This window comes from Paralimibaculum aggregatum (genome assembly GCF_030270585.1).
GTDB lineage: Bacteria > Pseudomonadota > Alphaproteobacteria > Rhodobacterales > Rhodobacteraceae > Thermohalobaculum > Thermohalobaculum aggregatum.
The window spans coordinates 163,625-184,822 of record NZ_BSYI01000003.1 but is presented as its reverse complement, the minus strand read 5'-3'; the positions used below and the strand labels follow the sequence as shown (position 1 = coordinate 184,822).

The following is a 21,198-nucleotide window of genomic DNA, read 5'->3' as shown; positions in this document are numbered from 1 at the left end:
CGCGTTTCAATTGGCGCGCGCGTGTATCGGCCGGCGCGGCGGCGACCGCGCCGCTCCGGCCGGGGGGGCCGCCCGGGCGCGGTGCCCCGGCGCGCGGCCTAGCTGCGGCGCCCCCGCGCGCGGTATCCGAGCAGCGCCAGCGCGCCGAGCATCAGCGGCAGCGCCGGCGGCACCGGGATCTCCGAGCTGGACGCGGTCACGGTGACCTCGGAAAGCAGGAAGCTGTCGACGTCGTCCGTGCCGAAGGGGCCGCCGTCGACCACGGCGGTGTTGAGCCGGAACACGGTGCCGGTCCGCTCGGCGAGGGTCAGCTCGGCGGCGAGCTCGAGCATGTCGTCGACCCCGAGATCCGCCTGCGAGACGGCATTGGCGCCGAACAGGGTGTTGCCGTCGACGACCAGCCCGAAATCGTCGCCATCCTCGAAATTGCCGAAGGAGAGCAGGTCGAGCTCCACCACCTGGTCGAAGGTGAGGATGACATCGTTGCCGTAGCTGAAGCCGAGCACCGTGAGCCGGCTGTCGATCTCGGCCACGCCGTCGGTGATCATCGCCCCCGCCGTGCCGATCACGCCGATGCCTCCGGCGTTCTGGGTGATCGACGGCGTGCCGGTGCTGCCCGCCGGCGAGATCGTGAGGCCGATGCCGTCGACGCTCAGCACCAGCGTCGCCATGTCCGGCCCCGCACCGGTGAGATCGAAGGTCGCCGCCGCGCCGCGCTCGGCGCCGAGGGCAAGGGTTGCGGCCGCCATCATCGCGATCCCGCCAGCCTGCAGATTGGTCATCGTCTCCTCCTGTCTTCCTTGGATTCCCGGGTCTCCCGAGGGTCGAAACAGAGTCGTGGTCCTGTCCCGAGGTTCCGGCACACAGGCAATTACGTCAACGTAATGCACGCGATGACCGGCGACCGGCCCTTGCCTGCGGGCAGCGGGATTTCTAGAAGCTGGGACGTTGAAGAGACCCGAAGAGCCGAGGCACCCATGACCGGACTGAGCTACCGCGAGCCCACGCCGAAGACGATCGCCGGCGTCAAGGAGGACTGGGAAATCGTCATCGGCATGGAGGTCCATGCCCAGGTCGCATCCGCGGCGAAGCTGTTCTCCGGCGCCTCGACCGCCTTCGGCGCCGAGCCGAACACCCAGGTCAGCCTGGTGGATGCGGCGATGCCGGGGATGCTGCCGGTGATCAACCGCGGCTGCGTCGAGCAGGCGATCCGCACCGGCCTCGGGCTGAAGGCGGAGATCAACCTGCGCTCGGTCTTCGACCGGAAGAACTACTTCTACCCCGACCTGCCGCAGGGCTACCAGATCAGCCAGTTCAAGCACCCCATCGTCGGCGAGGGCGAGGTGCTGGTGGACATGGAGCCGGGCGTCGCGCGCCGCGTGCGCATCGAGCGCATCCATCTCGAGCAGGATGCCGGCAAGTCGATCCACGACATGGACCCGGCGCTCTCCTTCGTCGATCTCAACCGCACCGGCGTGGCGCTGATGGAGATCGTCAGCCGGCCGGACATCCGCGGGCCGGAGGAGGCGGCGGAATACGTGCGCAAGCTGCGCCAGATCCTGCGCTATCTCGGCACCTGCGACGGCAACATGCAGGAGGGCTCGCTACGGGCCGATGTCAACGTCTCGGTCTGCCGGCGCGGCGCCTACGAGAAGTTCCGCGAGACCGGGGATTTCTCCCATCTCGGCACGCGCTGCGAGATCAAGAACATGAACTCGATGCGCTTCATCATCCAGGCGATCGAGTACGAGGCGCGCCGCCAGATCGCGATCCTCGAGGATGGCGGCACGATCGACCAGGAGACCCGGCTCTACAACCCGACCAAGGGCGAGACGCGGTCGATGCGCTCCAAGGAGGAGGCGCATGACTACCGCTATTTCCCCGATCCCGACCTGCTGCCGCTCGAGTTCGGGCAGGAGCTGGTGGACGAGATCGCCGCCGGGCTGCCGGAGCTGCCGGACGAGAAGAAGGCGCGGCTGGTGGCGAGCTACGGCATCACCGAATACGATGCCGGCGTGCTGGTGGCCGAGCGCGCCAATGCCGACTTCTTCGAGGCGGTGGCCGAGGGGCGCGACGGCAAGGCGGCGGCCAACTGGGTGATCAACGAGCTCTTCGGCCGGCTCAACAAGGAGGGCCACGGCATCGCGGAGAGCCCGGTCTCGGCGGCGCAGCTCGGCGGCATTCTCGACCTGATCGCCAAGGGCGACATCTCCGGCAAGATCGCCAAGGACCTCTTCGAGATCGTCTACAATGAGGGCGGCGACCCGGCGGAGATCGTCGAGGCTCGCGGCATGAAGCAGGTCACCGACACCGGCGCCATCGAGGCCGCGGTCGACGCGGTGATCGCCGCCAACCCGGACAAGGTGGAGCAGGCCAAGGCCAAGCCCTCGCTGGCCGGCTGGTTCGTCGGGCAGGTGATGAAGGCGACCGGCGGCAAGGCCAACCCGCAGGCGGTGCAGAAGCTGGTGAAGGCCAAGCTCGGGGTGGAGTGAGGCGCGGGCGGGGCGCCTCCGGGCGCCGCCCGCCCCGGCAATGCCTCGCCCGACCCGGGCTTGCCGCCCCCGCCTCGCCCCCCACCGGCGGCGCCGCGCCCGGGCGCGTACAGCCCGCGGCCGGGGTGGCGGGCCTCAGTCGTCCGCCGGCTCGGGCTCGCGCCGGGCGGCCTCGCGGCGCGGCGCATCGTCGTCATCGTCGTCATCGGGGATCACCGCACCGACGATGCGCACCGGCGCGGTGACCACCGCCGCGCCGACCTCCACCGTCGTCTCGACCACCGTCGCCGTCACCTCCACCGCCGTGCCGACCACCGTCGCCACCACGCAGCCCGAAGGCGCGAGCGGCAGCAGCGCCAGCGCAAGGACGGCGCGCCGGCTCATTCCCCCGGCGCCTTCAGCGACATCGCCAGCGCATGCACCCGCTCGGCCAGCTCCTCGGCGAGCACCCGGTTGACCGCGCGCTGGCGCTCCACCCGGCTCTGCCCGGCGAAGGCCTCGGAGACCATGCGCAGGCGGAAATGGCTCTCGCCGCCCTCGCGATAGCCGGAATGGCCGCGATGGCGGTCGCTCTCGTCGACGAGCTCCATCTCCGCCGGGGCAAAGGCGGCGCGAAGCTTGGTCTCGATGGTTTCGGTTACCGACATGAGCGCTTTTTTCCCTGTCAAGATATCGAATTGCGGCGCGGGAAGGGTATGTTGATCCGGTGCCGGAGACGCATCGTGCCGCATCCGCCTGCCGAAGGACAGACACAGGACAGCCGAAGGAAGACGGGATGGCCCGCCGTTCGCCATTCGACTACGACGTTTCGGTGGCCGCCGACAAGCGGCGGCGCATGCGCACGCGCGGCATGTCCGGCGCCTTCGAGACCTCCGAGCGGGTCTGCGAGAACCCCGGCTGCGACCGCACGGCGCAGTACCGCGCCCCCGCCGCGCCGGACCGGCTCAACGAGTTCCGCTGGTTCTGCCTCGAGCATGTGCGCGACTACAACGCCTCGTGGAACTTCTTCGCCAATCGCAGCGACGACGAGGTGGACCAGATCCTGCGCGGCGCCACCACCTGGGAGCGGCCGACCTGGACGCTGGGCCAGGGCGCGCGCGAGGGCGGCACCGCCGCGCACGAGCCGGGCCGGGCCTGGGCGCGCTTCGGCATATCCGACCCGATGGACGTGCTCGGCGCCGCCGCCACGATCAGCCCCGGGCCGCAGGCGGAGGCCGACCCGACCCGCCCGCGCCGCCGCCTCAGCCGCGAGGAGCAGCGCGCGCTCGACACCCTCGGCGTGCCGCATCAGGTGGCCGAGCGGGCCGCGGTGCGCGCCGCCTATCGCGGGCTCGTGAAGGACCTGCACCCCGACATGAACGGCGGCGAGAACCCGGACCCGGAGCGCCTCGCCCGCGTGCTCAAGGCCTGGGATATCCTGCGCCGGAGCCCGAATTTCACCGACTGACCCCCGCACCCTGCCAGGCTGCCGATCCGGCCAGTTTCCGGCAGGCGACTGGACAGCCCCGGGCGCATGCTTGCCCTTGCCAATGCGCTGTCTATCCTTCACACGGGTGCGCCAGAGAGGCTAAGGAGACCGACATGCCCGATGGGAGCGTCAATCCCGCCGAGATCCCGAGCGTCGAGCTCGATGTCCGCGAGACCTTCGGCATTGATGCGGATATGAAGATCAGAGGCTTCGCCGAGCCCACCGACCGGGTGCCGGCGATCGACGAGGCCTATCGATTCGACCGCGACACCACACTCGCAATCCTCGCCGGCTTCGCGCACAACCGGCGCGTGATGATCCAAGGCTATCACGGCACCGGGAAATCGACGCATATCGAGCAGATCGCGGCGCGGCTCAACTGGGCCTGCGTGCGCGTCAACCTCGACAGCCACATCTCCCGGATCGACCTGATCGGCAAGGACGCGATCAAGCTGCGCGACGGCGTCCAGGTCACCGAGTTCCAGGAGGGCATCCTGCCCTGGGCGCTGCGCACGCCGACCGCGATCGTGTTCGACGAATACGATGCCGGCCGCCCGGACGTGATGTTCGTGATCCAGCGCGTGCTCGAGACCGACGGCAAGCTGACCCTGCTCGATCAGAACCAGGTGATCCACCCGCACCCGTCGTTCCGGCTGTTCGCCACCGCCAACACGGTCGGCCTCGGCGACACCACCGGCCTCTATCACGGCACGCAGCAGATCAACCAGGGGCAGATGGACCGCTGGTCGATCGTCACCACCCTCAACTACCTGCCGCACCAGGCCGAGACCGACATCGTTCTGGCCAAGTGCCCGGAATACCAGGGTGGCCGCGAGGACATCGTCAAGCGCATGGTCACCGTGGCGGATCTCACCCGCGAGGCGTTCAAGAACGGCGATCTCTCCACCGTGATGTCGCCGCGGACGGTGATCGCCTGGGCGCAGAACGCGGAGATCTTCGGCCGCGACCTCGGCTTTGCCTTCCGCCTGACCTTCCTGAACAAGTGCGACGAGCTGGAGCGCAAGCTGGTGGCCGAGCTCTACCAGAAATGCTTCGGCGAGGAGCTGCCGGAGAGCGCCGTCTCGGTCAGCCTCGGCTGACGCCTGCGCGCCGCCCGGGGCGGCGCCGGCACCCCGGGGCGGGCGGCGCGAAGCAGGCCGGGCCATGCGCGGGAAACGCCGCGGCAGCCCGGCGCTGCCGCCGCAAGGCCACGGCCCCTGCCCGCTTCGATCGCCGCGACGCCCCCTCACTCTGACGACCGAGGAGCCGCCCATGCCAGCGCCCCGCCCCTACCGCACCCTCAGCCCCTATCTCGCCGTGCCGGAGGCCGAGGCCGTGGCCGCCTTCGCGCGCGAGGTCTTCGATGCCGAGACGGTCGCAGGGCCGGTCTATGCCGAGGATGACGGGCGGCTGCTGCATCTGGCGCTCCGGATCGGCGACAGCGTGGTGCTGCTCGGCTGCCCGCCGGACCCGCAGCAGCGGATGACCGCGATGCTGCATCTCTATGTCGAGGACTGCACCGCGAGCTTCCTGCGCGCCATCGCCGCCGGCGGGCGCGAGATGATGGCGCCGGCCGACCAGTTCTACGGCGACCGCGCGGCCGGCATCTACGACATGGCGGGCAATCTCTGGTGGATCGCGCAGCGCCTGCCCGAGGCGGCGGAGGCGTGAGACGCCGGGCGCTGGCGGCGCTGGCCGCGCTCTCGCCGCTGCTCGCCTGCGCCGAGGCGCCGGGCACCGCCCCCGCGCCGGTTCCGCGCGCCGAGGCCGCCCGGGGCGAGCGGAGCGCGGCCGAGGCGCCGGCGCCGGTGCCCCGCCCGCAGGCCGCGCTGCCGCCGGGCGAGGACCAGCTCGCGGGCTGCCGCGTGCTCCGCGTGGTGGACGGCGACACGCTGCGCTTCGGCTGCGCCGGGGGCGAGGAGATGAATGTCCGCCTGGTCGGCTACGACACGCCCGAGACCACCGATCCCGGCTGCGCCGAGGAGAAGGCGCTGGGGCTCGATGCGGCGATCCGGCTCTCGGAATGGCTGCTCGAGGCCGAGCGGGTGCAGGGCGAGGTCACCGGGCGCGACCGCTATGGCCGCCCGCTCCTGCGCCTCGCGCTCGACGGCGAGGACGTGGCCGAGCGCATGGTGGCAGCTGGGCTGGCGGTGCCCTATGCCGGCGGCAGGCGGATCGACTGGTGCGCCCGCATCGCCGCCGCGAAGGCCCGCGCGACGCGCAAGTAAGCCGGCCCTTTGCCGGGATTTGCCCGGCGCGGGGAAAAGCCCTAGAGACAAGCCGCCGGCCCCGCCCTATCTCTCGGTATGAGGCCCGGGCGCGGCAGGACGACAGCAGACGAGGATCATGTGATCAGGACCGACGACATGCGCGCCGCCGCACCGAAATCCGCGCTCCGGAGCTTTGTCGCCGCACTCGCGGCCTGTGCGGCGCTGGGCGCTGCCGGCATCGTTCCGGCGCCGGCCTCGGCGATGAGCGCAGAGGCGCTGCCGCTGCCGATCGCCAGGGTGCCGGACGCGGGCCGCGGCGCCAATGACGCGCCCTCGATGGCCTGGACCACGGAGGTTCTGGTGCCGCGCTGCCTCGCCCTGCGAATCGCCGAGGTCGAGAACATCTGCCGTGACGAAAGCCACGCCTTCTGCGGCGATGTGCGCGCCGCGGCCTTCGAGGGGCTGCGCGCCGAGGGCGCGGTCTATCCCGGCCTCGAGAACCGCATCGACGCCTCCCTGCCGTTCTATCGCGGCATCTACGAGAAGGCGGCGGCGGACACGCTCTCCAACGCCGCCAGCGGGATCTTCTCCGCCGATCTCAGGACCTGCCGCGACATCACCCTGAACCTGCCGGTAACGCCATGAACAAGAAGCTCGAGAACCCTGCCGATCCCTTCAAGAAGGCGCTGGCCGAGGCGACCCGCGCGCTCGCCGGCGAGGCGGAGCTCGAGGTCAGCTATTCCTCCGACCCCTCGGGCCGGACCAATTCGGGCGTGCGCCTGCCGCAGGTCTCGCGCCGCCTGAACCGCGAGGAGATCATGCTGGCGCGCGGCACCGCCGATGGCTATGCGCTGCGCGACCGGTTCCACTCCGACGCCACCCACGCCAGGTTCGCGCCGCAGGGCGAGATGGCCCGCGCGCTCTTCGACGCGCTGGAGAGCGCCCGCTGCGAGGCGATCGGCGCCCGCGCCATGCCGGGCGTGGCCGACAACATCGATGCCCGCCTTGCCCATACCGCCAAGCGCCAGGGCTGGGAGGCGATGACCTCCACCGAGAGCGCACCGATGGCCGAGGCCGCCGGGCTGCTGCTGCGCAAGGAGATCACCGGGCGCGCGCTGCCGAAGGACTGCGAGCACCTGCTCGGCCTCTGGCAGAAGCATTTCGACGAGCACCTGACGCACAGCCTCGAGAACATCGGCGAGGGGCTCGAGGACCAGGCCGCCTTCGCCCGGCGCGCCCGCGCGATGATCGAGGAGCTGGGCTATGGCGACCAGCTCGGCGAGGATCCCGAGGGCGAGTCCGAGGAAGATCTCGAACAGGAGTCCGAGGAGGACCAGACCGAGGAGCAGACCGACGGCGACCAGTCCGGCTCGGAAGAGGACGACGAGCAGGAGATGGCGCCGGACGACATGCGCTCGGAGGATGCCGAAAGCGCGAAGATGGATCTGGTGCCGGACGAATCGGACGACGATGCCGAGGAGACCGACGCGCTCGATGCCGACGACGGGCTGCCGCCGCCGGATCACATGCCGGCACCGCCCTCCGAGGCGGATCCGAACTACCAGGTCTTCACCGCCGAGTTCGACGAGGTCGTCACCGCCGAGGAGCTGGCCGACGAGGCCGAGCTCGAGCGCCTGCGCGCCTATCTCGACAAGCAGCTCGAGCCGCTGAAGGGCGCGGTGAACCGCCTCGCCAACCGGCTGCAGCGCCGGCTCCAGGCGCGGCAGAACCGCTCCTGGGAGTTCGACCGCGAGGAAGGGCTGCTCGATGCCGGCCGGCTCGCCCGCGTTGTCGCCAACCCCACCACGCCGCTCTCCTTCAAGGTGGAGAAGCAGACCGAGTTCCGCGACACCGTGGTCTCGCTGCTGCTCGACAACTCCGGCTCGATGCGCGGCCGGCCGATCTCCATCGCCGCGATCACCGCCGACGTGCTGGCCCGGGTGCTCGAGCGCTGCCAGGTCAAGGTCGAGATCCTCGGCTTCACCACGCGGGCCTGGAAGGGCGGCGAGAGCCGCGAGCGCTGGCTCGCCGATGGCCGCCCGGCCGGCCCGGGCCGGCTGAACGACCTGCGCCACATCGTCTACAAGGCGGCAGACGCCCCCTGGCGGCGGGCGCGGCGCAATCTCGGGCTGATGATGCGCGAGGGGCTGCTGAAGGAGAACATCGACGGCGAGGCGCTGGAATGGGCGCATCGCCGGCTGGTCGGGCGGCCGGAACAGCGGCGCATCCTGATGGTGATCTCCGACGGTGCGCCGGTGGATGATTCGACGCTCTCCGTGAACCCGTCGAACTATCTCGAGCACCATCTGCGCGAGGTGATCTCGATGATCGAACGGCGCCGGGCGGTGGAGCTCCTGGCCATCGGCATCGGCCACGACGTGACGCGCTACTACGAGCGGGCGGTGACGATCACCGATGCCGACCAGCTCGCGGGCGCCGTCACCGAACAGCTCGCAGCGCTCTTCGACGCCGACCCGAAGGCCCGCGCGAGGGCCGAGACCAAGGGGCAGCGCGGCCATCGGGGCCGGGCCGCCTGACACCGCGCCGAAGGGCCGCGCCGGCGGCGTGGCCCGCCACCTCCCCCACCCCTGCACCGTCGCGGCGGCTGAAGCGGCATCGCGGCCCACCCAAGGGAGGCGCCGGGCCACGCCGCTTGTCCGAACCTGCATCGATCCGCCCCCGCCGGGCCGGACCTCGGGGCGGCGCCTGCGGGTGGGTGGGCGGGGCAGGTGCCGCTCCGAGGTCCGGCCCGGCGGGGCTCAGTCGCGCAGCGCCGGCGTGATCTCGAGCTCGAGCCGCCGGCCGCCGCGTTCCACCACGATCGGCACCGTCTCGCCCGCCTTCAACCCGTCGAGCGCGGTCACCAGATCGTATATGTTGGCCAGGTCCGCACCGGCGATCGCGAGGATCACGTCGCCCCCCGCCAGCCCTGCCGCCGCCGCGGGACCGCCCGTGACCACGCCGGAGATCGGCACGCCGGTGCGGTCGCCGCCGGTATAGTCCGGGATCGTGCCGAGGAACACGCCGCCGCTGCGCCGCCCGCCCTGGCCGCGCGGCCGCGCCACCGCCACATAGGCGGGCTCCTCGGCATCCATCGCCCGGCCGCGCACCACCAGCGCGGCGAACCGGGCGATGTCCTTCAGCCCCGCGAGATTGATCGTCTCGACCCGGTCGCGCGGCGTGTGATACTCCGCATGCGCTCCGGTGAAGAGCGCCAGGATCGGCACCTCGGCGAGGTAGAGCGAGGTCGCATCCGTCGGCAGATAGGTGTCCTCGGCGGTGGCGACCGGCAGGCCGACCACCGCGTTGCGCCGCTCGATCTCCCGTGCCCAGACCGGGGAGGAGCCGAGCCCCTGCACCGCCAGCCGGTCGCGCAGCCGGCCCACCATGTCGAGATTGACATAGGCGGAAACGCTGTCGGCCAGGCTCTCCGTCCCGGCTGCCTGCTGCGCCGCCTCGACGAAATGGGCCGAGCCGAGCAGCCCCAGCTCCTCGCCCGACCAGGCGGCGAACACCACGTCGCGCGCGGCCTGTAGCCGGTCCGATGCGCGCTCGGCGGCGAGATGCTGCGCGATCTCGATCAGCGCGGCGACGCCGGAGGCATTGTCGTCGGCGCCGTAGTGGATCTCGTTCCGCTCCTCCGGACGGGCCAGCGAGCCCGATGTCTCACCCCGGCCGAGATGGTCGAGATGCGCGCCGATCAGCACCGGCGGGCGGCCCTCGCCGGCGGGCAGCCCGTCGAGATCGAGGCGGGCCAGCACGTTGCGCCCGGTATGGGCCTCGCGGACGAGATCGATCCGCGCCGCGACCTCGACGCCGCCCAGCGCCTGCGGCCGGGGCTCGCCGGCATCGACCGCCTCCGCCGTGCCCGGCGCGAGCCCCGCCTGCAGCGCCTCTGCCGGGCCGCGGGCCAGCGCCAGCACCGGCAGGCCGGAGCGCCCGGAGCGCGCCTCGAAGGCAAGCCGCGGCAGCGCGGTATCGAGGCTGAGCCGCGGCGGCGGTGCCAGGATCACCCCGGCGGCCCCGCGCGACTTCGCGACCGCCACGCGGTAGCGCAGATCGGCGAAGCGGGCGAGCCAGGTGCGCCGCTCGGGGCGCACCGCGCCCGGCAGCCCGCGCCAGATCACCACCCATTTGCCGGACGGGTCGATCTCGCCATAGCTGTCATGCGCCGGCTGATCGGCGCCGGCCGGGGCGACCAGCCCGTAGCCGGCGAAGACCGCCTCCCGCGCCGCGGCGGGGCCGCTCTCGGAGAATGCGAGCGGGCGCCAGCCGCGGTCGATCTCCGGCGCGAGGCGGGCCCCGCCGGCGGTGATCTCGAGCGCGTTGCCGGGGCCGAGGGCGACGCCGGCGGTGAAGCCGAAGCTCTGGGTGAAGCCGCCGCCATCGCCCGCGCCCTCGAGGCCGAGCGCCGCGAAGGCCGCGGCGACATAGTCCGCCGCCATGGCCTCTCCGGGGGTGCCGGTCAGCCGGCCTGCCATGGCCTCGGAGGCCAGCGCGCGCAGATGGCGGCCGAGATCGGCCTCCGTGATCGCCGGGTCGGTCGTGTCCATCTCCGGGCGCGGCACGGCGGCCTCGGCACCGCCGCGCAGCGGCGCCGCGGCAAGCGCGGTGCGGGCGGCGGCATGGTCCCAGGGCGCGAGGAATATCTGGCTCCGGCGCGCCGGCGTGGCGTTGGAGGTCCAGGCGATCGTCGCCCCGTCCGGCGAGAAGCTGGCGAGCCCGTCGAAGCCCTCCCGCTCGGTGATCCGCACCGGCTCGCGCCGGCCCGCCGCATCGACGAGATAGAGCTCGAAATTGCCGAAGCCCTCGAGGTTGGAGGCGAAGACGATGTACTCCCCCGAGGGATGGAAGAACGGCGCCCAGGACATCGCGCCGAGATGGGTGACCTGGCGCGCATCGCTGCCGTCCGCGGCCATGGTGAAGACCTCCGCCGTGGCGCCGTCCGGCGCGAAGCGGCGCCAGGTGATGCGGCTGCCATCGGCGCTCCAGAACGGCCCGCCGTCATAGCCCGGGGTGTCGGTGAGCCGGCGCAGCCCCGTGCCATCGGCGTTCATCACGTAGAGATCCATGAAGTAGGACGGATCGTGCTCGAGCCGCGCCGCGGCCTCCGGGGCCAGCGTGCCGGCGTAGGCATGGCGGTTGGAGGCGAAGACGATCCTGCCGCCGTCCGGCGAATAGGCGCCCTCGGCGTCATAGCCCTCGGCCGGGGCCAGCGCGGTGTAGGTGCCGCTCGCCATGTCGAACTCGGTGAGGTCGAAGGCGGGGTCGTAGTCCCAGGCATAGCGCCGGGTCTGGCCGGAGGCGCGGAACTCGCGCTCCGCCTGCATCTTGGCCCGCGCCGCGGGATCGGCCTGCGTCGAGGCGAAGAGCGCGCGGCGGCCGTCCGGGTGCAGCCAGCCGCAGGTGGTCTTGCCATGGCCGGGCGAGAGGCGGCGGATGTCGCCGGTCTCGAGATCCATCCGGTAGATCTGGTAGAACGGGTTGCCGGGCTCGCGCTCGCTCTGGAAGATCATCGCGCGGCCATCGGCGGAGAAATAGCCCTCGCCCGCGCGGGCGCCCTCGAAGGTGAGCTGGCGCGGCGCGCCGATCGGGCTCCCGGCCAGGGCGGCGGGGGCGAGCGCGGCGCCGAGCCAGGCGGCTGCGAGCAGGTGGCGGATCATGCGGAACCTCTCCTCTGCCGGGGTCTCACTGGCAGATAGGGCGCGGTGCCGCCCGGGTCAGGGGCACTTGGCCTCCGCCCATCGCCGCAGGGCGGCGCGCGAGCCGCGGCCGAAGATGCCGTCGATCCGGCTCGAGTAGAACCCGCGATCCTTGAGATATTCCTGCATCTGCTTCGGCGTGTAGTGGCCGAGCTCGAGCAGCGCGAGCTGGTCCTCGACCGTGGCGTCGATGTTGCCGAGCCCGCAATTCACCGCGGCGCGGCTGACGCGGGCGAGGGTGTATTCCGGGTCCGCCGCCAGCGCGCGGTCATAGTCGCGCAGCGCCGCCTCGGCATCGCCCAGTTCCTCGAAATCGGCGCCGCGGTTGTAGAAGGCGTGGGAATAGTCCGGGTCGAGCTCGATGGCGCGGGTGTGATCGGCCACGGCGCCCTCGAGATCGCCCATCGCGGCGCGCACGTTGCCGCGGTTGTTGAAGCCCACGGCATAGTTCGGATCGAGCACGAGGGCGGTGTTGTAGTCGCCGAGCGCGCGCTCGGGCCGCTTCACCTGCTCATAGGCCAGGCCGCGGTTGTTGAAGGCCCAGGCCAGTGCGCCCCCGGTCAGCTCGCCGCCCTTGATGACGCGGGTGCAGCTCTCGATCCGCAGGAAGACGTCCGCCTCCTGGATGCAGCCGTCGACAAAGCTCTGATGCTCCGCTGTCCCCTGGGACCGGGCCGCGGGTGCGGCGAGCACCGCGCCGGCGGCGAGGGCGATGACGGCAGCTCCCCTGATGGCACGCATTGGTCTCCGCTCCTGTCTCTTCCCCGCGGCGCCAGAACGCGCCGCGCCCCAAGCGGATGCCAAACCTGCGGGCTGCACGCAAGCCTTGATGCCGCAAGTGGACGAAACGGGGGGCCGGCAGGCCCCGGCGGCGCGCGATGCCGCCGGGCGCAGGACCGGGCGATCAGCTGGCGGCGGCGGCGGGGCGGGCGCGCTGGCCGAAGAGCACCTTCTTGGCCTCGGCATCGGTGGCGAGGTCCATGCGCCGCTCCTCGCCGAGCTTGCGGCCGGTCTGCACCGCCGGGCGCTCCCAGCAGCGATCGAGCCAGGCCTTCATGTGCGGGAACTCGGCGATGTCCTGCCCCTGGCGCTCCCAGCCCTGCACCCAGGGCCAGGTGGCCATGTCGGCGATGGAATAGTCCCCGGCGATGAAGTCGCGGTCCTTCAGCCGGGTGTCGAGCACGCCGTAGAGCCGGTTCACCTCGTTGATGAAGCGGGTGGTGGCGTATTCCACCTTCTCGTCGGCATAGTTGCGGAAATGGTGCACCTGCCCGGCATTGGGGCCGACGCCGGCCATCTGCCAGAACAGCCACTGGTCGATCTCGATGCGCTCGCGCTCCGAGCTGCCGTAGAACTTGCCGGACTTGCGGCCGAGATACTGCAGGATCGCCCCGGATTCGAAGATCGAGACCGGCTCGCCGTCCGGCCCCTCGGGGTCGATGATCGCCGGCATCCGGTTGTTGGGCGCGATGGCGAGGAAGCCGGGCTCGAACTGCTCGCCCTTGCCGATGTTCACGTATTTCACGTCATAGGGCAGGCCCATCTCCTCGAGGGCGATGGAGATCTTCCACCCGTTCGGGGTGGGCCAGTAGTGAAGCTCGATCGGCTTGGCCATGGGGGCCTCCTTCCTCGTCCGTGATGCTGTCCGCGCGCCGGGCAGCCCGTCCGCCCCTCGCCGCTTCGCAGAGAGTTGGGCCATGCCCGCCCGCGCGCAAGCCCTGCGGCCCTCCGCAACGGAGCTTTGAGCGCGCAAACCGGCCCGCCGCCGATCCGGGCTTGACCGCGCCGGTGCAAGCGAATAACCGGGATCGACGTGGCGATTTGTCGGACCGGATTGCGGGCCACGTAAAAAAATCCGCTAAAGAGGTCGTGGAGCGCTCCGGCGCTCCCGGACCCGGTCCCGTACAAGGAGGCCGGGGCAGACCCCCCGGAAATGCGATGACCGAACAGTATTCCCAGCGCACCCGCATGGTCCACGCCGGCACGCGGCGCAGCCACTACGGCGAGACCTCCGAGGCGATCTACCTCACGCAGGGCTTCGTCTATCCAGATGCCGAGGCTGCCGAGGCCCGCTTCAAGGGCGAGCTGCCGGCCGGCGAGGAGAGCTTCATCTATGCCCGCTACGGCAACCCGACGGTCGCGATGTTCGAGGACCGGATCGCCGCGCTCGAGGGCGCCGAGGCGGCCTTCGCCACCGCCAGCGGCATGGCCGCCGTGCATGCCGCGCTGATGTGCCAGCTCCGCGCCGGAGACCATGTGGTGGCGGCGCGGGCGCTGTTCGGCTCCTGCCTCTACATCGTCGAGACGCTGTGCCCGCGCTTCGGCATCGACGTGACGCTGGTCGACGGCACCGATCTCGACCAGTGGCGCACCGCGATGCGAGAGGAGACCCGGGTCTGCTTCCTCGAGACCCCCTCGAACCCGACGCTGGAGATCATCGACATCGCGGCGGTGGCCGAGATCGCCCATTCGGTCGGCGCCAGGCTGGTGGTCGACAACGTCTTCGCCACCCCGATGTATCAGCGCCCGATCGCCTGGGGCGCGGATGTGGTGGTCTATTCCGCCACCAAGCACATCGACGGCCAGGGCCGCTGCCTCGGCGGCGTGATCCTCGGCGGCAACGCCTTCATCCGCGACGAGGTGGAGCCCTATGTCAAGCATACCGGGCCGGCGCTCTCGCCGTTCAACGCCTGGGTGATGCTGAAGGGGCTGGAGACGATGCCGCTGCGCGTCGCCGCCCAGACCGACGCGGCCGAGGCGGTGGCTTCCCATCTCGCGGCATCGCGGGGGATCGAGCGGGTGCTCTATCCCGGCTTGCCGAGCCACCCGCAGCACAACCTCGTCGGCGTGCAGATGGAGCGGCCGGGCCAGGTGATCTCCTTCGAGATCGAGGGCGGGCAGGCCGGCGCCTTCCGCTTCCTCAACGGACTCGAGCTGATCCGCATCTCCAACAATCTCGGCGACGCGAAGAGCCTGATCACCCATCCGACCACGACGACGCATCAGCGCCTCTCGGCGGAGGCCCGCGCGGCGCTCGGCATCTCCGACGGGCTGGTGCGGCTCTCGGTCGGGCTCGAGGACCCGGAGGATCTGCGCCGCGATCTCGACCGGGCGCTGGCCGCGGTCTGAGCCGGCCGGTCGGCCGCTGCGGGCGCGCACCCTGCGATGCCCGGCAGCGGAGCATGGACGGCGGGGCGGACGCCGTGCAAAAATTGCTCCCCCGCGCACCGGGGTGCTTGCGCCCCGTCCGCGCCGGCTTAGGTCTGGCCAAGGCCGGACGGAGCACCGCTCACGGCGGCAAGAGGCCCAACCTGCGGAGGTTGCCATGAACCGGATCGACAAGCCCGATGTCCTGCAGGTCGCGCAGGCGGCGGAGGATCGTCCCACCGAGGCAGAGGCGGAGGCCGCCGTGCGCACGCTGCTGCGCTGGGCCGGCGACGACCCGAACCGCGAGGGGCTGCGCGACACCCCCGGCCGCGTGGCGCGGGCCTATCGCGACTGGTTCCGCGGCTACGACGACGACCCCAAGGGCATGCTGCAGCGCACCTTCGAGGAGGTCGAGGGCTATGACGAGATGGTCACCCTCAAGGGCATCCGCTTCGAGAGCTATTGCGAGCACCACCTCGCGCCGATCATCGGCGTCGCCCATGTCGGCTATATCCCGACCGACCGGGTGGTCGGCATCTCCAAGCTGGCGCGGCTCGTCGATGCCTTCGCCAAGCGCCTGCAGGTGCAGGAGAAGATGACCGTGCAGATCGCCAGCACGCTCGAGGAGGTGCTGCGCCCGCGCGGCGTGGCGGTGGTGCTCGAGGGCGAGCATCACTGCATGTCGACCCGCGGCGTGCACAAGCCGGGGGTGACCATGGTGACCTCGACGATGCTCGGGCTCTTCCGCAAGGACCCGCGCACCCGCAAGGAATTCATGGACATCATCGGCAACCCATCCTCCCGCGGGCTCTGAGCCGGCAGCGGATGGGGACGGACAGAGGGGGCGCCGGCCACCGCCCGCGCCCTGCCCGGCCTCAGGCGGCGAGCGCCGCGATCTCCGCCTCGGCGGTCTCCACCGCATCGGCGCGCAGGCTCTGCCCGCCGGCCGAGATGATCTCGACCTCGGTGATGCCGACGAAGGCCAGCGCATGGCGCAGATAGGGCGTGGCGAAATCCGCCGGGCTGCCGGCCTCGACCCCGCCGGAGGCCATCACCACGATCGCCCGCTTGCCCTCGAGCAGGCCCTTCGGCCCGTTCTCGGTGTAGCGGAAGGTGACCCGCGCCCGGGCGATCTGGTCGATCCAGGCCTTCAGCGCCGCCGGCATGCCGAAATTGTAGACCGGCAGGCCGATCACCAGCACATCCGCCGCCTTCAGCTCCGCCACCAGCCGGTCCGAGAGCCCGAGCGCCGCGCGCTGCGCCGCCGAGCGCTCCTCCGGCGCGGTGAAGTTGGCCCCGATCCAGGCCTCGTCGATCGCCGGCAGCCCGTCGGCGAGATCGCGATGGACCACCTGCACCGCGCCCGCCTCGCCGAGCCGCCCCACCACCTTGCCGGCCAGCGCCCGCGTCACCGAGCCCTGTCGACGCATGCTCGCATCCAGCCGCAGAATGTTCATGGTCCCATCTCCTCTTGCCAACGGGCCGAGGCCCTTGCGTCTGGAGATGGACCGCATCAGATTGCGCAATAACCGACGCATTCGCGCAAATACATTTGCCCGGGAGAGAATGATCTGAACCGTCTGGAGAACATCCGCTGCTTCGTGCACGTGGCCGAGCAGAACAGCGTGACCCGCGCCGCCGAGCAGCTCAGCCTTGCGCCCTCGGCGGTCAGCCGCCGTCTGAAGGAGCTCGAGACCCGGCTCGGCGTGCAGCTCGTCAGCCGCACCACCCGGCGCATGAGCCTCACCGAGGAGGGCCAGCAGTTCTTCCGCCGCTGCCAGCGCATCCTCGCCGATCTCGAGGAGGCCGAGGCCGAGATCGCCGATGGCGGCAAGGGCCTGCGCGGCCAGCTCCGCCTCGCCGCGCCGCTCAGCTTCGGGCTGGCGCATCTGACGCCGCTGGTCTGCAGCTTCGCGAAATCCAACCCCGAGCTCACCCTCGACATCGACCTCTCCGACCGGCTGGTGGATCTCGTCGGCGAGGGGTTCGACGTCGCGCTGCGCATCGGCACGCTGCGCGACAGCTCGCTGATCGCGCGCAAGCTCTGCGAGATGCGGATGATCGCCTGCGCCGCGCCGGCCTTCCTCGATACCCATGGCCGGCCCGAGCGGCCGGAGGAGCTGCGCGGCATGCCGGCGCTCTGCTATGCCGGCAGCACGCGGCCGGACATCTGGCGCTATCGCGACGAGGACGGCAACGAGCAGGCGGTGCAGCTCGATGTCCGCCTGCGCGCGACCAATGGCGACATGCTGCGCGATGCCGCGATCGCCGGGCTCGGCGTGGTGCTCAAGCCGAGCTTCATCGTGGCACGGGCGATCCGCGCCGGCGCGCTCGAGGTGATCCTGCCGGAGACCGACTGGAGCGGCATCGCGCTGCAGCTGGTCTATCCCAACACCCGCCATGTGGCGCCGAAGACCCGCGCCTTCATCGAGGCGGCGCGCGGGCATTTCGGCGCCGAGCCGCATTGGGAGCGCGAGCTCGGCCTCACCTGAAACGGGCGGCGGAGATCCGACCGGGCCTGGCCCGCGTATACGGGGCTGTTCCAGCAAACGGAGACGCCATGCCCCGCCTTCCCGCCGATTCGTGCGCCCTGCCCTTCCCGCCCTGGCTCCGCCGCCTCGCCGCGCTGCCGGCGCTGCTGCTGACCGGGGCCTGCTCGGTGTTCGGCGGCACCGCGGCGGAGGAGCCGCCCTATGCGCTGCTGCGCGCCGATCCGCCGGTGGAGATCCGCAGCTACGGCGCCGTGACGGTCGCGCGGACGGTTGCCGGCGGCGATTATGACGCCGCGGTGCGCACCGGCTTCGGCCGGCTGTTCGACTACATCTCCGGCGCCAATTCCGGTGCGGCGGAGATCGCCATGACCGCGCCGGTGCTGACCGCGCCCGCCGAGGGCGCCGAAGGCACCGAGATCGCGATGACCGCACCGGTGCTGGTCGACCGGGGGGCCGAGGGCTGGGCCATTGCCTTCGTGCTGCCCGAGGGCACGACGCCGGAGACCGCGCCGCGGCCGAGCGACCCGGCGGTGCGCCTCGGCGAGATCCCGGCCCGGCGGGTCGCGGCGCTGCGCTTCTCCGGCTTCTTCACAGATGACGCCATCGCCGAGGCCCGCGGGCGGCTCACGGCCTGGCTCGAAGCCGAAGGTCTCGCGCATGAAGGCGACTGGCAGGCGGCGGGCTACAACCCGCCCTGGACCCTGCCCTTCCTGCGCCGCAACGAGGTGCTGGTGACGCTCGCCCCCTGAGCCGTCCGGCATCGCCGGCGCCGCGGCTGCCCCCGGGCGCGGCGGCTGCCGCCCCCGGCCCTCCGGGAGAGCCTGGCGCCGCCGCCCGGCGCCGCATCAGCCGGCGACGGCCGGCCCCGGTCACTCCGACTGCTTCGCGTCCTCGCCGGTGCCGAAGAGCCGCGAAAAGAAGCCGGGCTCCTCCTTCGGCGCGGGCGCCGGGGCGGGTTTCGGCACGGCGGCCAGCACCGGCCCCGAGGCCGGCGAGCGCGGCGGCAGCGCGGCGCTTGCCGGTGCGAGCGGCGAGCCCGTGCCGGCCGGCGGCACCGGCGGGCCGGAGGGCGTGAAGCTTGCCGGCACCACCCGCTCCGCGGCGCTGGTTCCGGTGCCCGAGACCGGCAGCGCCGGCGTCGAACCGGGCCGCGCCACCACCGCCGGCAGCGGCTTCGGCACTGGCCCGGCGGCGGCCAGCACGGTCTCGACCTCGCCCTCGCCGGGCTCGCTCAGCCCGCCCGGCCCCGGCCGCGCCCTTGGCAGCGGCACCACACCCTTCCGCGACATCACGATTCGCGCATCGCCCCAGGGCTGGCCCTCGGCATAGCCGTAGAGGAACCCGTCCTTGCCGATCTTGTACTGCCGCGTGGTCAGCCCGTGGGCGAAATAGAGCACCCCGTCATCGCGGATCTGGCCCTTGCGCTTGAAGATCGAGGCCGGCTGGCGGTAGTGCTCCGACGGCGCGTGCATGTCGAGCAGCTCCACCGTGCCATCCGCCGTCACGGTGTGGATCAGCAGGTCGTGGCACCACTTGCCGTTCCACACCCCGTTGCCCCATTCGCCGAGGAAGGCGGCGTATTTCTTCGGCAACCCCTTGGTCCGGTTGATCTTCACCTCGCGGAACAGATCCACCGTGTAGCACCCCGGCTCGCGCAGCGAGATCGTGTCGGGCGTGGCGGCCAGGGGCGGCGCCTCCTCCTGCATCAGATTGCAGCCCATGAGCCCGATCGCTCCGGCCAGAACGGCCGCGTGCGCAAGGAACCGCCGCCGATAGGAAAGTGTCTCTCGCATATCCGTCCCGCCTCTCAGACTGGCCGGGTTCAGCCCCCGGCGCTCGACCTCGGCCGAGACTACTCCACGGTGACCGATTTGGCGAGATTGCGCGGCTGGTCAACATCGGTGCCCCGCGCCAGCGCCGCGTGATAGGCCAGAAGCTGCACCGGCAGGGAGTAGAGGATCGGCGCCATCTCCGGCCCGATGTTCGGCAGCACGATGCGAATCGAGGCTTCCGAGCCCGCCGCCTCCGCCCCGGCCGCATCGGTCAGCAGCACCACCCGCGCGCCCCGCGCCAGCACCTCCTGCATGTTCGAGACGGTCTTGGAGAAGAGCGGCTCCGACGGCGCCGTGACGACCACCGGCACGCCATCGTCGATCAGCGCGATGGGCCCGTGCTTGAGCTCGCCGCTGGCATAGCCCTCGGCATGGATGTAGCTGATCTCCTTCAGCTTCAGCGCGCCCTCGAGGGCGATCGGGAAGAGCCGCCCGCGGCCGAGATAGAGCACGTCGCGCGCCGGGGCGATCTCTGCCGCGGCCTCGGCGATCTCGGTCTCGAGGCGCAGCGTCTCCGCCATCAGCCGCGGCAGCGAGAGCATCTCGCCGAGCAGCGCCGCCTCGCGGGCCGCATCGAGCCGGCGGCGGACCCGGCCGGCGAGAATCGCGGTGGTGGCCAGCGTCGCCAGCATGCAGGTGAAGGCCTTGGTCGAGGCCACGCCGATCTCCGGCCCGGCGAGGATCGGCAGCACCGTGTCGACCTCGCGCGCGATCGAGCTCTCGGTGACGTTGACGATTCCGAGGGTCGCCGCCACCCGGCCCGCGACATGGCGCAGCGCCGCCAGCGTGTCCGCCGTCTCGCCCGACTGGCTGACGAAGATCGCCACCTCGCGCCCGTCGAGCGGCGCCTCGCGGTAGCGGAACTCCGAGGCGATATCGAGCTCGCAGGGAATGCCCGCGAGCTGCTCGAACCAGTATTTCGCGACATGCGCGGCGAAGCTCGCGGTGCCGCAGCCGATCAGCAGCACCCGGCTCGCCGCCGACCAGTCCACCGCCTCTGCGGGGGAGACCACGCGGCTGCGGTCGGCGCCGATATAGCGCGCCAGCACCCGGCCCACGGCCGAGGGCTGTTCGTGGATCTCCTTGGCCATGAAGTGCCGGTGGCGGCCCTTGTCGACCAGCGTGCTCTCGACCGAGACCGAGCGGATCTCGCGGCTCACCGGATTGCCGGCGCGGTCGAGGATGCGGGCGCCGGCGCGGGTCAGCACCGCCATATCTCCCTCCTCGAGATAGGTGATCCGGCTGGTCATCGGCGACAGCGCCAGCGCGTCGGAGCCGACATACATCTCGTCCTCGCCCCAGCCGATCGCCAGCGGGCTGCCATGACGCGCGACGATCATCAGGTCCGGCTGATTCTCGAAGAGGAAGGCCAGCGCGAAGGCCCCCTCGATGCGCGACAGCGTCTCGGCCACCGCCTGCTCCGGCGAGAGGCCGCGGGCGAGGCCGCGCGCGGCGAGCTGGGCGACCACCTCGGTGTCGGTCTCGGTGCTGCAGGCAAAGCCCTCGCCGGCCAGCTCGGCGCGCAGCTCGCGGTAGTTCTCGATGATGCCGTTGTGCACCACATGGACCGGGCCGGCGGCATGGGGGTGGGCGTTGTCCACCGTCGGCGCGCCATGGGTCGCCCAGCGCGTGTGGCCGATGCCGATGGTGCCGCGCGCCGGGTTCGCCGCCACCAGCCGCACCAGCTCGCCGAGCTTGCCGACCGCGCGCCGGCGCACGGGCCTGCCGTTCTCCAGCGTGGTCAGCCCAGCGCTGTCATAGCCGCGATACTCGAGGCGCCGCAGCGCATCCAGAAGCCGCGGGGCCACCTCGAGCTGGCCGAGCACGCCGACGATGCCGCACATGGGGGCTCTCC

At 71.7% G+C, this 21,198-nt stretch carries 20 protein-coding genes and 1 riboswitch; of the genes, 11 read left to right on the top strand and 9 right to left on the bottom strand.

What is annotated here, in order from left to right; translation table 11 throughout:
* Positions 1-98: 98 nt before the first annotated feature.
* Positions 99-782 (bottom strand): hypothetical protein, encoded by a 684-nt coding sequence (locus QSJ97_RS03060; protein WP_285670069.1) that lies wholly within the window; start codon positions 780-782, stop codon positions 99-101.
* A 195-nt stretch (positions 783-977) separates the two neighbouring features.
* On the opposite strand from QSJ97_RS03060, the gene gatB reads away from it, so the two are divergent.
* Complete coding sequence (gene gatB / locus QSJ97_RS03055; protein ID WP_285670068.1) at positions 978-2,492, top strand: Asp-tRNA(Asn)/Glu-tRNA(Gln) amidotransferase subunit GatB; 1,515 nt, start codon at positions 978-980, stop codon at positions 2,490-2,492.
* Positions 2,493-2,627: 135 nt separating this feature from the next.
* Here gatB and QSJ97_RS03050 read toward each other — a convergent pair whose 3' ends face one another.
* Together QSJ97_RS03050 and QSJ97_RS03045 are read right to left on the bottom strand one after the other, a co-directional pair.
* Positions 2,628-2,876 (bottom strand): hypothetical protein, encoded by a 249-nt coding sequence (locus QSJ97_RS03050; protein ID WP_285670067.1) that lies wholly within the window; start codon positions 2,874-2,876, stop codon positions 2,628-2,630.
* A complete protein-coding gene (locus QSJ97_RS03045; protein ID WP_285670066.1) occupies positions 2,873-3,139 on the bottom strand; it encodes a BolA family protein in 267 nt (88 codons plus the stop codon). Before QSJ97_RS03045 ends, QSJ97_RS03050 begins: the two co-directional genes overlap by 4 nt.
* Positions 3,140-3,267: 128 nt before the next feature.
* On the opposite strand from QSJ97_RS03045, the gene QSJ97_RS03040 reads away from it, so the two are divergent.
* The 6 genes from QSJ97_RS03040 (at position 3,268) to cobT (ending at position 8,707) form a co-directional block, all read left to right on the top strand.
* Positions 3,268-3,939, top strand: a complete 672-nt coding sequence (locus QSJ97_RS03040; RefSeq protein ID WP_285670065.1) for a J domain-containing protein — start codon at positions 3,268-3,270, stop codon at positions 3,937-3,939.
* A gap of 134 nt (positions 3,940-4,073) precedes the next feature.
* Positions 4,074-5,060: a cobaltochelatase subunit CobS gene (gene cobS, locus QSJ97_RS03035; protein WP_285670064.1), complete on the top strand. Its 987-nt coding sequence runs from the start codon at positions 4,074-4,076 to the stop codon at positions 5,058-5,060.
* A gap of 172 nt (positions 5,061-5,232) precedes the next feature.
* The gene (locus QSJ97_RS03030; RefSeq protein WP_285670063.1) at positions 5,233-5,631 is read left to right on the top strand and encodes a VOC family protein; all 399 of its coding nucleotides are present in this window, start codon (positions 5,233-5,235) and stop codon (positions 5,629-5,631) included.
* Positions 5,628-6,188 (top strand): thermonuclease family protein, encoded by a 561-nt coding sequence (locus tag QSJ97_RS03025; RefSeq protein WP_285670062.1) that lies wholly within the window; start codon positions 5,628-5,630, stop codon positions 6,186-6,188. The genes QSJ97_RS03030 and QSJ97_RS03025 overlap by 4 nt, the downstream gene beginning before the upstream one ends.
* Positions 6,189-6,308: 120 nt before the next feature.
* Positions 6,309-6,815: a hypothetical protein gene (locus tag QSJ97_RS03020; protein ID WP_285670061.1), complete on the top strand. Its 507-nt coding sequence runs from the start codon at positions 6,309-6,311 to the stop codon at positions 6,813-6,815.
* Entirely contained in the window at positions 6,812-8,707 is a 1,896-nt protein-coding gene (gene cobT, locus QSJ97_RS03015) for a cobaltochelatase subunit CobT (protein ID WP_285670060.1), read from the top strand. Before QSJ97_RS03020 ends, cobT begins: the two co-directional genes overlap by 4 nt.
* Positions 8,708-8,929: 222 nt before the next feature.
* Here the strand turns inward: cobT and QSJ97_RS03010 are convergent, their stop codons facing one another.
* The 3 genes from QSJ97_RS03010 to QSJ97_RS03000 form a co-directional block, all read right to left on the bottom strand.
* Entirely contained in the window at positions 8,930-11,833 is a 2,904-nt protein-coding gene (locus QSJ97_RS03010; protein WP_285670059.1) for a M28 family peptidase, read from the bottom strand.
* A 57-nt stretch (positions 11,834-11,890) separates the two neighbouring features.
* The gene (locus QSJ97_RS03005; protein ID WP_285670058.1) at positions 11,891-12,613 is read right to left on the bottom strand and encodes a tetratricopeptide repeat protein; all 723 of its coding nucleotides are present in this window, start codon (positions 12,611-12,613) and stop codon (positions 11,891-11,893) included.
* A 163-nt stretch (positions 12,614-12,776) separates the two neighbouring features.
* Positions 12,777-13,487 carry a glutathione S-transferase N-terminal domain-containing protein gene (locus QSJ97_RS03000; RefSeq protein ID WP_285670057.1) on the bottom strand — a complete coding sequence of 237 codons (711 nt, stop codon included), beginning with the start codon at positions 13,485-13,487 and terminating at the stop codon, positions 12,777-12,779.
* A gap of 188 nt (positions 13,488-13,675) precedes the next feature.
* A riboswitch (SAM riboswitch) is annotated at positions 13,676-13,755 on the top strand.
* A gap of 55 nt (positions 13,756-13,810) precedes the next feature.
* Between QSJ97_RS03000 and metZ the strand changes: the two genes are divergently transcribed.
* Together metZ and folE are read left to right on the top strand one after the other, a co-directional pair.
* Positions 13,811-15,001 carry an O-succinylhomoserine sulfhydrylase gene (gene metZ, locus QSJ97_RS02995; protein WP_285670056.1) on the top strand — a complete coding sequence of 397 codons (1,191 nt, stop codon included), beginning with the start codon at positions 13,811-13,813 and terminating at the stop codon, positions 14,999-15,001.
* Between the two features lie 196 nt (positions 15,002-15,197).
* Complete coding sequence (gene folE, locus QSJ97_RS02990) at positions 15,198-15,833, top strand: GTP cyclohydrolase I FolE (RefSeq protein ID WP_285670055.1); 636 nt, start codon at positions 15,198-15,200, stop codon at positions 15,831-15,833.
* A gap of 61 nt (positions 15,834-15,894) precedes the next feature.
* On the opposite strand, the gene QSJ97_RS02985 is transcribed toward folE, so the two are convergent.
* Positions 15,895-16,476: an FMN-dependent NADH-azoreductase gene (locus tag QSJ97_RS02985; protein ID WP_285670054.1), complete on the bottom strand. Its 582-nt coding sequence runs from the start codon at positions 16,474-16,476 to the stop codon at positions 15,895-15,897.
* A 93-nt stretch (positions 16,477-16,569) separates the two neighbouring features.
* On the opposite strand from QSJ97_RS02985, the gene QSJ97_RS02980 reads away from it, so the two are divergent.
* Together QSJ97_RS02980 and QSJ97_RS02975 are read left to right on the top strand one after the other, a co-directional pair.
* Positions 16,570-17,511, top strand: a complete 942-nt coding sequence (locus QSJ97_RS02980; protein WP_352231048.1) for a LysR family transcriptional regulator — start codon at positions 16,570-16,572, stop codon at positions 17,509-17,511.
* Between the two features lie 68 nt (positions 17,512-17,579).
* Positions 17,580-18,260, top strand: coding sequence for an SOUL family heme-binding protein (locus tag QSJ97_RS02975; protein ID WP_285670053.1), 681 nt, complete (start codon positions 17,580-17,582; stop codon positions 18,258-18,260).
* A gap of 120 nt (positions 18,261-18,380) precedes the next feature.
* On the opposite strand, the gene QSJ97_RS02970 is transcribed toward QSJ97_RS02975, so the two are convergent.
* Both QSJ97_RS02970 and glmS read right to left on the bottom strand, forming a co-directional pair.
* On the bottom strand, positions 18,381-19,232 hold the full coding sequence (locus tag QSJ97_RS02970; protein WP_285670052.1) for a hypothetical protein: 852 nt from the start codon (positions 19,230-19,232) through the stop codon (positions 18,381-18,383).
* Between the two features lie 131 nt (positions 19,233-19,363).
* Positions 19,364-21,187, bottom strand: a complete 1,824-nt coding sequence (glmS, locus tag QSJ97_RS02965; protein WP_285670051.1) for a glutamine--fructose-6-phosphate transaminase (isomerizing) — start codon at positions 21,185-21,187, stop codon at positions 19,364-19,366.
* Between the last annotated feature and the right edge of the window lie 11 nt (positions 21,188-21,198).